A 14746-nucleotide genomic window follows, 5' to 3' on the forward strand; every position below is an offset into this window, starting at 1 on the left:
TAGGGGAGCACAGGGGAGAAATTCTCCCTCTTCCTGATTCAAAAGTCATTGACTGCCCTTGAATCATTTCCGCCATTTAGAGTTTGTTTTTGAATTCTGTTTCTGTTTTTCAATTTCAAAGTTAAACTGATTATTGTCCTCTGAAGTCACCGTCACTTCCACATTTGAACGTTCATTATACTCGACTGGTATGATTTCTGGCGTATCAGGAATCCCTTCCTTGGGATCCCCTCGTTTGAATGTGGTGATAGAGACATGGTAATTTCCCGGTACAATTCCCAGTACTCCATCGGCGAGCTTTAAATTAAATATTCCATTTGAATCCGTTATTCCCATTGCTGAAAAGCCGTTTTTTTCCAGAGATTCAAACAGCACCTCTGCATTAGAGACAGGCTTTGAATCCAATATGACTTTGCCAGTTGCTTTTACTGTGCTTGGTTGTGAATTACAACCAGTACTCGTCATTAGGCAAACTAGTCCTGTTATTAAAGGATAAAAGGAACTTCGGTTGGCAGGAAAGTAATCCACCTTAAACACTCCTCTGGATAAACGATTATAGTAATGAACAGAAACCAATGAGAAATCAGACTTTCGATCAGGGTCTTAATATTCCCCAATTGGATCACCGTCAGCTCGGTCCAGCAGTCTTTCAAATGTACTATCAATTGCTGATGTCGATTTTAAATGATCGACATTCTCACTGATGAATCGTACAGAGCCATCGCACAGGACAAAATGCGCTCCCCCGGTATGGGAACTTGAGAAGCTGTTGCGTGGATATCCTGAACCATTTATACGGGATTCACCAACTCCTAAGACGTCGGCCATGCCATAATAAGTATTGGAAGCAGCAGTGGCGGTACCATAAACATGAGCCGCATGAGGATGAGTTCGACCTTTAAAAGACAATGGAGTTCCAAGTTTTGTTAACTCCCAGGTTCTTTCACCGACCAAAATTGTGTTCGTTGTTCCGTCAGTGATATCGCGAAATTGCACGCTGCTGTTCGACCAGAACACACCATTAACACACCCCTCATTTCGACCGGCAGCAGCAGCAGACGCTTTGTTTTTATATAACCGCCAGCTTCCACCATTACCTGCGTAGGTACTGATCGTTAAGAAAACATCGGGACCTCCACTGAGGGAGTTGATATCACGGTCAGTCTCTGCCGGTACTGGAGATGAGGGACATTGAAAGGCAGCGAGAGGTTTTTTCATAACGGAGACCATCGTGGGGTTATCCAGCGCTTCCGCTAAAGAAATATCAGATATTTCGAGGGTGTTGTAAATAGTGCTTTGCTCCATACTGGGTAGGATATAAGCAGCCCAACCCCAGTTTCCCCGATCAGCACTATCATAGAACTCTACAATTCCAGGGGGTAATGTGGAAAATGTGTCATGATAATTGTGCAAAGCAATTCCGATCTGTTTCATGTTATTTTTACATGAGGAACGGCGAGCTGCCTCCCGTGCCTGCTGTACTGCCGGCAATAGCAATGCAATCAGGATAGCGATGATTGCGATCACCACTAATAGTTCAATTAAGGTAAAACCGGACATTTTTCGAAAACCTGCTGTACGCTTCATATTGGACTCCTGAGCAAAAACGATTTTAATGTACCAGAGGGCTGCTCCCAATTGGCGAGCTCTCAGATCGTCATCATGATGCATTACCCAGGAGTCATTCACAATGACGTTTTGCGTCATCTTGCCCAACACAATTCCCACGGCATTCATGGCGTCTTTATATTGAGTTAACACAAAATACTTCCATCGCATATGAGAAGCAGGTACCCACCTTGACTTTCATTTCATGGTACGGGTTCTTGGAGGTTGATCGATTAATTCCGAGCAGGAAATCAGTTGAAGTGATATGTCATTCATCGAATGTGAAATGGTGGGACTTCAAGCATCAAGGAGTGTAGACCGCTACGTTCTAATTGGTTGCAAAACAGTAAATAGCTCCCGTGCTGGTGCTGACGAACAGGCGTCCGTTGGCGACCGTTAATCCCAGAGCTTTGCCTTCGACTTTTAAGTCCCCTAAGATTTCACCGCTGGCTACATCAATCGCCACAACTTTGTGATCGCTGCCAGCTAAGAGTGTGTCGTCTGCGAGAACAAAAGAATGGACTTCTGGAAACGGGACGCGCCAACGCAAGCATTTCTTGAGCAGTGTTGTCACTTTCAGGATGTCTTTTTGAGTGGCCTGGATCTTGTTTTGTAAATCCTCAATTTCCGATTTTGATTTTTCTCTGACCTTCAACTGCTTCGCCAATTCGCTCTGCAGGCTGGCCTGTAGAGCGTGTAATGTTGCACTGCGGCGGTTTAAGGCGAGATATTGTGGATGACCAAAAGCAGAAATCTCCTTTCCCGAATGGAGAAATGCATACTGATCGGATACAAGAATGCGATCAGCACCTTCAAGTATCACCGTTTGAGGATTCTCTGCATCCTTGTGTAAAACTAACGCACCACGCAGGCTTCCTAATCCCGAAACAAAATCTGAATCTTCTGTCAGGTAGCCATACGCGCCTCCCCCTTGACGACCTTCACCACTGACCCCTTTGAATTTTCCATCAGCCAACTGAAACAGGGCTGGAAAACTACGGCCTTGCAACACATAAAGATCGGTGTCCGATGCCAGCATCGAGGCTTCCAGCGTCATTTTCGGAAGGGGGATCTTATACGTACCACTGCCTTCAACTTCGCCGGATTCGGCATTGATGGCACATAACCAGGACGGCTGCCATGGCAGCAGTGATGCCCCAAAATATGCTTTGTTATTTTGAACCAGAACACCCGTGCGACAAGGCCATGATGAAATGAGTTTACCATTGTTCGGAATAAGTCGATCATTCTCGGCAGCTTGATATTTCCAGATCAGTGCTCCGGTTTTTGCTTCCAGGCAATACACAAAGCCATCATCAGAACCAAAATAGACCTTACCTGCATGCCACGTGGGTGCGATTCGCACGGCACCATCAGTAAAGAACACCCAGCGCTCTTGACCCGTAATGGCGTCAATACAATGAACTGCATCATCCACCGAGGATCCAAACCAAATTGCATCCCCCACGGCGATGGTGTAAAACGCGTGGTCGTAATTCCGCATTGCCTGTAAACCTTTGACTTCTGCGTATGCATCCCATTTCGCTGGGCGCGCCCACGCTGGTCGTGGCTGTGATTCTGATTGACGTATCCAAATCTGCTGTAATGGAAAAGTCAATTTATCAGGCGTGACGGCGCTTCGTCGATTATCATGCTGGTAGGTGGGCCAATCTGTGGCATGGCTTACCAAATTGCCATTCAAGACAATCAAGAGAATGTAAAAACTCTGTGGCAACAGTTTCAATGAATGACGTATCAGTGTTCCAGAAGGTAGTGCAGATTGAAAGGCCTGATAGTATTTATGATTGCTCATTGGCGATAACACCTCTGGTTTAGTTTTTATTTTGTTTTGCGATCGGTACACGTGGTGCGAATCCCAATGAGGTTTCCATCCAGGCACCACAGGAGCAGCCTCCGCCTCCTTCCGGAGAAAGCAGCATCCCGGCAGCGGGGATCGTACTCAACCAACAACTGGAGCGGAGGCGATACCAATCGCTTACTTGTTCATTTTTCATGTCCCACATCGATAAGAGATTATTTCCGCGATAGATTAACGATTTCTCAGTCGCAACATAGCTGCCGCATCTGCGTGAAATATTGCCTCCCATCATGTTATTACTCACCATCGATCCTGACTCTAAATCATAGACATGCGGGACTTGATAGACTTTCCCTGCAACCACAGCCGGGTGTTGCGCGTGCGCACCATGATTGTTTCGCGACCATGGTGCGATCGAATGCCATTGTTGTTCTCCATTTTTTGCATCAAATGCGTAAACGTGGTATTCTCCGCCTCCTGATGCTGAAATGACGATTTTGTGATCTGAATAAACCAGATAAAAGGTCACCAGCCCGTCTGTTGTGTCAATGGGGCGTTCCCACAACTTTTTACCCGTGCGGGCATCTAACGCCACCATATACTGATCGAGCCAGAGCTTTTCTTTGGCAACACCATTGGTTTTGCCTCGCCGCCGATCTTTGGCAGAAAGAAAACGTGCATCACCATGGACCAGCGTTTTTACTTTGGGATGACGCGATTCCACGAAATAAACCCGCCCGTCACCAACTGCGATCGATGTATTCAGGATGATCCCATTCTGATAATTCCATGCTTTCTGGCCGGTCTGTTTGTCGTAAGCAAAGAGATCATCACTGCACACCTTGTCTGTTCCATCACCTGGAGATCCGGTGCCATCAAACCAACGTTCGCGTCCCCAGTAATCAGTGTAAATACTTCCCCGTTTTACGCTGCTGCCAAAGATCATGTTGCCTGCATTTGCGATATACCCCCAGTCATGGCTTTGATGTCTGCTGTGATCAGGTAATTGAAGAACGCGCATTCGTTCGCCAGTGTAAGCGTTCAGAACCCAACATTCCCCATTGACTGCCACGAACAGGTTCTGTTGATCGGCACACCAGTTGGCTGCATCGCGCGGGATATTGGTGCGTCGTAAATCGGCAATTTCCAATAACCAGAGAAACGCACCATTGTAGGAATCCAGAGCGATGATTCGATTCATTCCCTGGTGAAAAAGTCTACCGTTGACAGCGAGAGGGGCGGAGAGTCGAACCTGTCGATCAATGCCGAAATCTGCTCCAGGAAGACCAATCCATTGCACTTCAAGATCGGACGCGCGCGAGATACCACCCAGCGTCTCCCCTCCAAAGGAAGCGTTGCCCGGATCTCCGTATTGATGCGACCATTCACCAGCACCAGCAACGACATCGCGTTTTCCGGTTCCCCATAATCCTGTCTTGTCTTCGTTGAGTGAGAATGTTAATCCGGTTTGCTTAAACCACTGGTGGAGATCCATTTTCTTGATGGGTTTCGAATTAGCCGCGGGCTGTCCCAGGAAAAGAGTCCCCCCCTCCGGTCGCAGCAAACGGAAGGTCTCCCTGGGAGATCCAACCAGTTTTCCATGGGTAATGTAATCATCGGAGACGATCAGATTGGCAAAGTCTCTTGTAAAAGGAAGTGCTTCGAGTGACTTGACATGTCGCACCGTAATTCTTGTACCATAAACTTTGGCGGCGTACATTTTTTGCCGCACCGACGCGACCTTATCAGCGTCGGTATCAACACCCACAATTATCAATTCACTTTGCTTTGCCAATTCGTAAGCTAACTGTCCCTCCCCAATGCCATACACGATACAATAGCCTTTGGTGATCCCTGTCTTCGACAGAATATTCTTTGCAGCATCGGCATAGTATTTTGCAGTGCTATTAGTTCCGAAAGGAGAGAGTTCATCAGGAACGGGACGTGGTCGATGGTTGAATGTGGTGTCGAAAAGATGCTTATGGCTCTGCAACTCTTGTCCGTTTCTGCGGACGGAAATTTGATATTCGTATATTTGATTCGGTGTTAAACCAGTCAACGTCACACGATGCTTGTGTTGAGGTCTTGACTGGTTCACCACCTGATCAATTTGACCTGGTTTTCCGTATCTGATGATTGATGGCGATGCAATTTCTGTCTGCCAGCAGAGCGTGACATCGCCATTCGGTTCATAGCATGCGTACGGGCTGTGTGCCAGATGATACTTTTTCGGCTTAATGGCTTTGCCGGGAAGTTTGTTCAGTTTTGCACGATAGCGCGCTGCAATTTGTTTTTGATTCATAATATGAGAGGAAACAGAGACTTCATGTAACATTCCTGATAAACGGAAATATTCATTGGAGTCGTGAAAAGCACCTATTTCGTAAAATGTATCGGTCGAAGGGTAGAAGATCGCGCCTGAACGTGATGAATCGCTTGCTGCCAGTTGTCCGTTCACGAATAACTGATGCACGTTTCCATCATAGGCACCAACAACGTGATACCATTTTTCGAGTTCAAATTCAGATTTCGCAGTGAGATACGTCAGTTGCTGCTTGTCCTGTGTGGCGAGACCGAAGTAAAAATGCTGATTTCGATAACCAAGAATCCAGCCTGATTCGTCCTTGCCGTTATCGCTGACTGCACCAATAATGCCTCCCCATTCCAGATCCTGGTTAATAAAAACCCAGGCTTCCGCAGTGATCTGTTTTGTCGGCAAGTTAACTTGCGTGCTCTGTTCTGAGATCATGATGGAGTTCGACTCGCCATCCAGTACAATTGCACTGAACTGTTTACCTGGAGCAAAGAAAGTCTCTCCCAGTATTTCTCCAGCTGGACCCTTCACTGCCTGGATTGATGATTGATCCAGGTGTTCTTTTGCAAATATCCAGTGATGCTTCGAGAAAGCATCTTCTGCAGAAACGACTTGCGCAGGATAGGTTGAGATCAGCCAGACGAATAGAATCAAAAGCAGCTTGTTGGAATAGTTCAAAGTCATAATCTCCCGCTTTCACATTACCTCTGAGAGGACTTACTAAATCGACTGCGATCAATTTTGGGGATTTCAGTAGATTGAGTTCTGGATAATCTTGCATACCAGGCCAGGGGGCCTGGATGAAAAGTGAAACAGACCGGAAGATTATCAACTTCGTTCCCTTCAGAAACTGGGTTCATAATTAATCTCGCAGGTTGTCGCAGAATTCCAGTTTTGCATAATCGTTTCTGCTGCCGCCAGGGCCAGTGACATGCCATTCCCACCAAATCCATTGACAATCAAGACATCAGGTCGAATTTCCCGAACGAAGAACATGTTTTTCGGAAGCTTGGCGTATAGTCCATTCCACGTTCGAGAAATCGAAAAATCAGGAATGTTGAGAATCTTCTGAATCTCGCGGATAATCAGGTTGTTGATTTCACTCTTATCAAACGGTTCAATGTCATCGTTGTATTCATGAGAATCACCTAGAATCAGTTCTCCATTCTCATTTTGGGATGCCATGATATGAATTCCAAAACGATCAAATTCTGGCATGTTTTTAGAAATACGATTACGGAGTTCGGTCATCGAGGGACAATTCTCGAATGCAGGGTAATGTCGTAATGACGGCCCACTGGCCATGTGGGGACCAAGCTTCCAACCGATTGGCTGGGGGGCGGTTAAAAGCATTTGCAATTTACAAATATGTAAACATTCCTGGCTGTAAGCCGCGGGAAACAGACTTTCGTAATAAGCCCCACTGGCGATGACAATTTTGCTCGCATGCCAGACCTTGTTTGCCGAAGTTAAGATCTCACCTGATGCGACCTTGACGACGGTACTATTGAAATAGAATTCCACATTCAGCGTATCGGCAAGATAAGCGGTGGCCATGCTGATTGCCGTTTGGGGAGTGACGCGCAATTCACCCGGGCTGAACATTCCCCCTTGCAGGTTGTTTGTATTCACCGCTGGCATCATTTGCTTAACGATATGCGGTAGACATAACTCAGCATTAAGACCATGAGATGCTTCAGTATCAATGAATTCCTGCAGAACCGCCAGTTCATCGGGATGATGTGCTAGAAAAAGCGATCCGCATTCTTCAACAGCAAAGCCAGCCGCTTTACCAAGTTGTAGCCATAACTCTCGATTTCGCAGAGCCAGTTCACGCGCTGCTCCTGCGGGTTGACCGACAGGCCAGATCATCCCAAAGTTTCGAATGCTGGCTCCCTCGGCGCGGGAGTTCGTTTCAAACACCGCCACCTTCAGTCCTTGTAAGGCAGCTGCCCAGGCATGCCCCAAGCCAACAATTCCACTGCCGATTACGATTAAGTCATACTTCATCAGAATTCCTTATTGTTGTATATTCCTTTCAAGACCTTTCTCAAATGATTTTCAATGAAAAACGAATTGAAGGGATTCAATCACCACAAAATCAGACAACTTGCAGAAAATTAACATCGAATTCATAAGTATTCCAACGTCAGGCATGTAAAATAAAATACGTTGTGATTCTGAATTGAATGCAAGTTGTTTGCCATGACGTTATGCGAATATTTACCTGATACTTTTCCCTACACTGAACGATTATGAATATTTTTCGTTGGCGAGTTGCGTTGCTTGTTCAGACTTCCAGCGAATGGAGCCGGCAAGTTCTGGAAGGCGTGGCAGAGTATGCGGCTTCAAACGGCGGCTGGGATTTTCGAATTGAGCCGCGCGGTTTTTATGAAAAACTGAGATTGCCTTTAACTTGGGAAGGGGACGGGGTCATCTGCCGATTAACAGATCCGGAGTTGATCGAGGAGCTGCATTCAAGAAATATTCCCGCTGTCAATGTGAGTTGGAAAGGATTAAATTCCAACGATATCCCCAATGTGATTTCTGATGAGGCGGCATGTGGTCGATTGGCTGCCGATTATTTTATCCAGAATGGATGGACTAATTTTGGTTTTGTTGGCCCCCCTCCCAATCAGAAATATACTGACGTAACACAAAAATCGTATTCTCAATTACTGGCTGCAGGTGGATATCACACATATCAATTCGAGCATTCTCTTGGTTATGGTAAGCTTTCTTTTGAGGACCAGCGTCCGGAAATGGAAAAATGGTTACTATCGCTACCCAAGCCCATCGCCTTATTTGTTTGGACGACTACGATGGGACAAGAAATTATGCTCTTTTGTCGCCATCTCGGTTTATCAGTTCCGAATGACGTCGCAATATTAGCGGTTGAACTCGATCCTCTAATCTCGTCTCTGTCTCCCGTTCCGATAGCCTATATCGATCAATCTCCTCATCGCGTTGGAATGGAAGCAGCAAAACTGTTGCAAAAGATGATTCAGGGGGAACCGGCTCCTGAAAAATCTGTGCTAATTCCTCCAAGTGGAATTGTTGCCAGACAATCCGTTGATACACTTTTGGGGGAAGACGAACATGTGCGTAACGCAATTGAATTTATTCGAAAAAAAATTGCCTTACCTATGCAGGTTGAGGATGTCGCGAATGCTGTTTCACTTTCTCGCCGATCACTGGAAAATCGCTTTCAGAAGACACTCGGAAAAAGTCCAGCTCAAATGATTCGCGAATCTAAGTTATCTCGCGCCATGAATTTATTAATGGAAACAAATTTGACGATTCAGGAGATTGCAGAACGGACTGGTTTTTTTCATGTCGAGACATTCGCTCGTTTTTTTAAACGCGAAACTGGAAAGCCCCCTTCATTATATCGCGATAAAAAACCGTTAGTCGCATCGCTCAATGATGGGACTGAAATTTAGCAACTGCTTCTCAGAATTGGATTATCCTGTTTTTCATTCTCATCTGCGATAATCTAATTTCATCTGGGTTAATTATTTCCACATTGCCATAGGCATGCAGTGAATATAATCCCTCGAGCCAGGTAGTAAATCTGAGCTGGAGCTGGAAGTGCAAAGCCTTTGATGACAGGATTCTGATAAAGAGTTACAGACAAGATTGAAAATGAGTAGTTATTTTTCAAACCGGGACTTCTGCGTGTATTTCAAGAAGTGATACCCTTGTCATGTTCTCCAATCTACGAAGTCTATAAATTTACCTGGGCTAAACAGCCATCTCAGCAGACTTGATTGAGATTTATCAAGGAAGATCGTCCGGTTAAAGCAAATCAATAAATTCTTGAGCAGTGAGGGGCAAGAACAGTTTCGTCATGATGATGATACAGTCTTGATCCTTGCCTGCTTAATTATCGACTTAAAGAGAAGTACACCCGGAGGAATTCGAACCCCCAACCCCCGGTTTCGAAGATCGTAGTGGCTTTCACCACGCTTTGCTTTTGCTTAGATAACGTGTATTAGAGGGGGATAAGTGGGTGAGCGAACGGACTGACTGAAGGTTCGCTGGTTCGAAGGCTTCTCCAAAGTTCTGGCCAGGTAGTCTGCTCAACTTCTAAACTGAATGCGGGTGAAGTTGATTCCCGGCACATGCGGGTATTCACGCACGAGTCCATTGTTCGGCTGCAAGCAGAGGCCATCTTTGTAATTGACGGTCGAGTACTCAACAGCGACTGTGACGTGGCCGATCGGCCGTCGACCTTCCGTCAACGCTTGAACGGTCGCGGAAACTTCGGCTTCGCCCGTCTTTTCGACGAGCAGGGGGTGAAACGTCATGATTCGTTAGTCTTTTCTGACGAGTCGAAGGTTGCCTCAGTCTTATTACCCCATACGCATTGATCTAACAAGAATCGCTTCGGTGACAACACACTCCGCACCTGTCAAGCATCAAAAACAAAACTCGCGTCATTCGCGCGCAACCTCCAGCTTGTGCTCAGATTCCTTTGTCACCTTGGACACAAACCCGAAATCGGCAAGGACCACGTAGGCTGCGGGGATTGCGAATCGGCGAAGAATTAAAAACAGCGCTGGGGACCTCGACCCGCGTGACGTCCATCGAAATCCGCGCGGGGCCTGAGCCGGCTTACAACCTGGAAGTCGCCGACGAGCACGTCTACCAGATGGCCAGCGCCGGACTGCTGGTACACAATGCGAGTGGGAAGGGGGGCTTAAGTCGTCGTCCGGCTTCCAGAGACATAAATGGTCGGTGACACGATACCAAAGGACGGTTTACACGAGGACCATCAGCAGTTGAAACGCTTACTGATACACGTACTTTTCGTAGAGGCAGTAACGTTTACTCATTAGAGCAAGGGACGGCCCAATCAGGCTGAAAACACATATGGAACCGACATGTTGATCCGACTAGATTTACGAAAAAGTCTAAATTTGATTTGAATTCAACAGAAAATGATATTTATTCTTTATTGGAAAGTACAATCAGGCACGGACAAAAAAGTACCTATGCAGGTCGAACTGTATTCGAAAAACGCATCAAAAAGGGATCTGAAACGCAAATATTTCGTGCGACCATAAATTCTGATGGAACAGTACAGACATTTCATCCTCTGGACTAAGGTTAACTAAGTAAGGAGCTATTCGATAACTATATGCTGGATTTCTATTTAATAAGTGATGAAGATGAAATGCGGGATGAACCGCTAGAGGCTTTTCGAATAGGAGCCTTTTCTTTGGAAGAATGGAAATCACTTTCTAATCTCCTGACTGCTTTTGAGAATAATGGGATTCTACTCTCTTACTTTCAGGACACAAGAATTGACTCAAAACAAGTAACTGTCGCTATCAAACTAATAGAAGAATATGATAGACAAAAGAATGTTGACCCAGTCCGTAAGAATTTTTAAGGAAATGATATGTAAGGCACTAATTCAAGGTAAGGGGATAATCACTTTCTGTGATTAGATATTCATAGCAGGATTAGGTGGTTCACGCTGTTGACTATGTTTTAATGAAGATCACGTATTGTAGATAGCTTCTTGGGTTTTTTCATGACTAACCTCTTCTGTAAACTGCTCACTTTTTGCTGCCTGCTGTTTACCGGGTTTTGTTTTCTGAAAGCGGGAGCGGGGCTGGTTTCTGACAATAGTGATCTCAGTCTGACCGAGGTGGAAGCGGCTGTACCTGCTCGCATCACCCAGCAGCGCTTGCAGACGACGCCGATTCAGCAGATGCGGCCCGGGATGCGGGTGCTGGGGCGGAATCCGGATCGGTGGGATACGCAGTCTGTAGTAGAACCGGATCTGGAATCCTGGCGGCTGGTCTCGGTGCGGATGGAACAGCAGCAGCCAGGGCAGTTCGTCCTGGGGCAACTGCTGCGTCCTTTAAGCTGGATCCGACAGAATGATGCTCTTCCCGGCGCGGTGATCCAGTTGGAAATCCCCGAGATGCATGTCGCGGGAGACGCGGAAGTGCTGTCGATTGCAGACTGTCCGCCGATCCGCCGGGGGCCGGGCTCAGTCGTCACTGGAACGTTCCAGCATGTCTCGGATGAAGTGATCAGCGTCTTTGTGGAAGGGGAACCGGAGCCGATCGGCACCACGTCGCAGCATCCGTTCTGGAGCAGAGACCGGAATGCCTTTGTTCCCGCAGGCGAGTTACGAATCGGCGAAGAATTAAAAACGGCGCTGGGCACCTCCACCCGCGTGACCTCCATCGAAATCCGCGCCGGACCGGAAACAGTCTACGGTCTGGAAGTCGCCGGCGAACACGTCTACAGCGTTACTGGTTCCGGTTTGCTGGTCCATAACTCAGGCCCCTGTAACCTGACTGCAAGAGGCTATTACGATTCGGGCTATATCGGCATCGTCAATGGTTCCGCTGATGAGTTCTCAGATACGCTCCACGCCACCTTCGGAACGTATGACGTGCTGCCAATCAGTCGGCTTGTCTCTCAGGCCGATACAGTTGGTGGGGTAGGATTAAGTGCCTCAACAAGAACGCAAGGTGTCTTCCGCACGAGGGTTGAGTTCGACACGTCATCTCTAACTGGTGGTACAGGTTTCCGTTACGAAGTATTTCAACGGAGCGACATTGATTGGTCGATGATTCGGACGACTGGTGCGAGAAAAGGTCGTGGACTTACGAATGCTGAGGCAGCGGCTCGACATGGGATAGGACCTATCTTTCCAGATGGAAGTGGCGTGGTCAACAGGAATTATAAACATGAGTCTGCCAGATAAAGTTGTGAATGCCTTGAGTGACCCAGCGTATCATCGTCAGGTTGACGATATTGAGGTCGTGTTGGGGCAACTGGACGTTACACCATCTAGTGAGTTCACGGAATTTTACAGAAAATACATTGGTCCGTTCTGGAGTGATTCTCTGGGAATTGAGCTTGCTGACATTATTGACGATGAATGCAATATCGAGGCTCTTACAGTACAATGTCGGTCACAGTATAGATTTCCCGAACGAATGCTTGTGCTGACGCAGCTTTCTCCTGGTGGGACCGTACATGTTCTGGACACTGAGTCGGACGAGGTATTCGTCGTCGATTTTGAGGGTGGCGAAGATTTGTTAGTAAAAGGTGAATTAGAACCTCGTTGGGATACTTTCAGCGACTTCCTTCAAGACTACTTCTAGTTTCATGATTTCTGCATCAACAATTTCCTAAGCTGTACTCCGTTTAAGGAGCGAAACTTTGCAGGTTGAGCAGGCTTCCACGGCTTGAACACCGGCATGTTTGATGTCTGATAAATTCAATACCAGTTTAATTGCAGATTAAACTCTGCTGGACAATTTATTATGTTATTGTAATCGTATTCATGTCTGACCTCACTCGAAAACTAGCTATCTTCAGTTGTTTCCTGTTCACTGGTTTCTGTTTCTGGAAAGCGGGAGCGGGTCTGATTGGGGATGCGGACGCTGAGATTCTGCCTTCTGCTCATGCTGCGATGAGCCCTTCCATATCACCGCCGCGAGTGGTGACGACGCCGATTCAACAGATGCGACCGGGGATGCGGGTGGTCGGGCGGAATCCGCTTCGGCGGGAAACGGAAGCGACAATTGATCCGACGCCGGAGAGCTGGCGGCTGGTGTCGGTGCAGATGCGCAAAGAGGACGGCACTTACTTTGAAGCAGAACTGCTGCGTCCCTTAAGCTGGATTTATCGCCACCGCGCACAGCCGGGCGCGGTCAACATGCTGAACATGCCGGAACTGCATGTGGTGGGGGCAGCGGAAGTGATTTCGATTTCCGCCTGTCCGCCCATCGATGCGGGTGACGGACCGGTTGTGATCTCCACGTTCAAGAACACCGCGGACAATGTGCTCAATATCTATGTGGAAGGAGAAGCCGAACCGATCGGCGTAACCGCCGGTCATCCGATCTGGAGCGAAGACCGCCAGGCATTCATCCATTCAGACCAGTTGCAGCCCGGAGAACGCCTGCGTTCGGCAGTTGGCAGAACGGTCCGCATCACCTCGATCGAAATACGCGCCGGACCCGAACCGGTCTATAACCTGGAAGTCGCCGGCGAACACGTCTACAGCGTTACCGACTCCGGCCTGCTGGTGCATAATACGGTACTCTGTGGGGCTGGTTTGACTCAAGCAAACTTATCTTCAGGTTCTGCTTTACCTGCAAATCATACTCTAAACAGTACAGAAAGATTACTGAAAACATCAGAAGGCCGATTAGGGCTTCTTAATTCCAAAGGTGTTCAATACCTCGGACATGCAGGAGACCATATACCTGCCCAAGGAGCCAATAAAGCTGTAGTAGTAGCTCATAGCAGGAGTCGTCCTAATAAGGCAAATACTACAGTTTATAGGAATAGAAAACATGCTGTTCAAGATTTACGGGATGCACTAAATGGATATTCAGACGAGGTAAGTACACTCTTACCAGGTCAAGTACTTCGGTTGAATACAAAAACTTCTACAATTCGACAGGGATAAAATTCCGCATATGGCGGTGTCCCTCATCAGGTCTCCTTCGAAAGAATATCCGTAGTAGTGGAGAAATTGAATGACGGCAGTTTACATTTAGTACATTTTTCTCCTCGAATATAATTACGGACTATAGTTTTAAATGGTTGATTATTCTTTGAATGACCTGATCTCGGCAGTTAGTGATTTATATGACTTAAATAAAACAAAAGAAATTCTTGGATCAGGAATAAACATTAATACAATCAATGCAAAAGGACTTACACCTTTAATGTTTGCAGTTATGCCGAATGACTATGGAGACCACAATGACCCAAGAGCCATATTACGAATGGTTCTGGTTTTATTAAGTTATGGTGCAGATATAAGTATGGTTGACTCATTTGGTAATAAGGCAAAGGACTATGCAGCGCAATTAATTGATCCAAAATGGAAAGATGAATTTGGATATTCTGCCGTAGAGTATTGGGATGAAGAACAGATGAAATCTGTAGAAGAGATCATATGTCTGCTCGACGATTAGGACCGTGAAATTTGTCAGGAATCTTAAAACTGTTTTTTG

General features: G+C 46.7%; 12 protein-coding genes. 6 read left to right on the plus strand and 6 right to left on the minus strand.

Annotated features, from left to right (window positions below; translation table 11 throughout):
- Window positions 1-63 precede the first annotated feature (63 nt).
- The 5 genes from GmarT_RS09610 to GmarT_RS09630 all read right to left on the minus strand — a co-directional run bounded on the left by GmarT_RS09610 (window position 64) and on the right by GmarT_RS09630 (window position 7751).
- Window positions 64-528, minus strand: a complete 465-nt coding sequence (locus GmarT_RS09610; RefSeq protein ID WP_149302592.1) for a DUF4198 domain-containing protein — start codon at window positions 526-528, stop codon at window positions 64-66.
- A gap of 75 nt (window positions 529-603) precedes the next feature.
- Window positions 604-1761 (minus strand): DUF1559 domain-containing protein, encoded by a 1158-nt coding sequence (locus tag GmarT_RS09615; RefSeq protein WP_315851992.1) that lies wholly within the window; start codon window positions 1759-1761, stop codon window positions 604-606.
- Between the two features lie 175 nt (window positions 1762-1936).
- On the minus strand, window positions 1937-3421 hold the full coding sequence (locus tag GmarT_RS09620) for an outer membrane protein assembly factor BamB family protein (RefSeq protein WP_002648377.1): 1485 nt from the start codon (window positions 3419-3421) through the stop codon (window positions 1937-1939).
- A gap of 19 nt (window positions 3422-3440) precedes the next feature.
- Window positions 3441-6425: a LamG-like jellyroll fold domain-containing protein gene (locus GmarT_RS09625; RefSeq protein ID WP_002648376.1), complete on the minus strand. Its 2985-nt coding sequence runs from the start codon at window positions 6423-6425 to the stop codon at window positions 3441-3443.
- A 159-nt stretch (window positions 6426-6584) separates the two neighbouring features.
- Window positions 6585-7751 carry a TIGR03364 family FAD-dependent oxidoreductase gene (locus tag GmarT_RS09630; protein ID WP_002648375.1) on the minus strand — a complete coding sequence of 389 codons (1167 nt, stop codon included), beginning with the start codon at window positions 7749-7751 and terminating at the stop codon, window positions 6585-6587.
- 245 nt (window positions 7752-7996) lie between these two features.
- Here GmarT_RS09630 and GmarT_RS09635 point away from each other — a divergent pair, with 245 nt between their 5' ends.
- A complete protein-coding gene (locus tag GmarT_RS09635; protein ID WP_002648374.1) occupies window positions 7997-9184 on the plus strand; it encodes an AraC family transcriptional regulator in 1188 nt (395 codons plus the stop codon).
- Between the two features lie 639 nt (window positions 9185-9823).
- Here GmarT_RS09635 and GmarT_RS09640 read toward each other — a convergent pair.
- Window positions 9824-10051: a hypothetical protein gene (locus tag GmarT_RS09640; protein ID WP_002648373.1), complete on the minus strand. Its 228-nt coding sequence runs from the start codon at window positions 10049-10051 to the stop codon at window positions 9824-9826.
- 221 nt (window positions 10052-10272) lie between these two features.
- Between GmarT_RS09640 and GmarT_RS09645 the strand changes: the two genes are divergently transcribed.
- The 5 genes from GmarT_RS09645 to GmarT_RS09665 all read left to right on the plus strand — a co-directional run bounded on the left by GmarT_RS09645 (window position 10273) and on the right by GmarT_RS09665 (window position 14707).
- Window positions 10273-10485 (plus strand): hypothetical protein, encoded by a 213-nt coding sequence (locus GmarT_RS09645; RefSeq protein ID WP_002648372.1) that lies wholly within the window; start codon window positions 10273-10275, stop codon window positions 10483-10485.
- Between the two features lie 798 nt (window positions 10486-11283).
- Window positions 11284-12474 carry a polymorphic toxin-type HINT domain-containing protein gene (locus tag GmarT_RS09650; protein WP_002648369.1) on the plus strand — a complete coding sequence of 397 codons (1191 nt, stop codon included), beginning with the start codon at window positions 11284-11286 and terminating at the stop codon, window positions 12472-12474.
- On the plus strand, window positions 12458-12877 hold the full coding sequence (locus GmarT_RS09655; RefSeq protein WP_002648368.1) for an SMI1/KNR4 family protein: 420 nt from the start codon (window positions 12458-12460) through the stop codon (window positions 12875-12877). The genes GmarT_RS09650 and GmarT_RS09655 overlap by 17 nt, the downstream gene beginning before the upstream one ends.
- A 182-nt stretch (window positions 12878-13059) precedes the next feature.
- Window positions 13060-14193: a polymorphic toxin-type HINT domain-containing protein gene (locus GmarT_RS09660; RefSeq protein ID WP_230682345.1), complete on the plus strand. Its 1134-nt coding sequence runs from the start codon at window positions 13060-13062 to the stop codon at window positions 14191-14193.
- Window positions 14194-14326: 133 nt separating this feature from the next.
- Window positions 14327-14707 carry an ankyrin repeat domain-containing protein gene (locus tag GmarT_RS09665; RefSeq protein WP_044239559.1) on the plus strand — a complete coding sequence of 127 codons (381 nt, stop codon included), beginning with the start codon at window positions 14327-14329 and terminating at the stop codon, window positions 14705-14707.
- Window positions 14708-14746: the final 39 nt, after the last annotated feature.

Origin of the sequence: Gimesia maris (assembly GCF_008298035.1) — a bacterium.
Classification (GTDB): Bacteria; Planctomycetota; Planctomycetia; order Planctomycetales; family Planctomycetaceae; genus Gimesia; species Gimesia maris.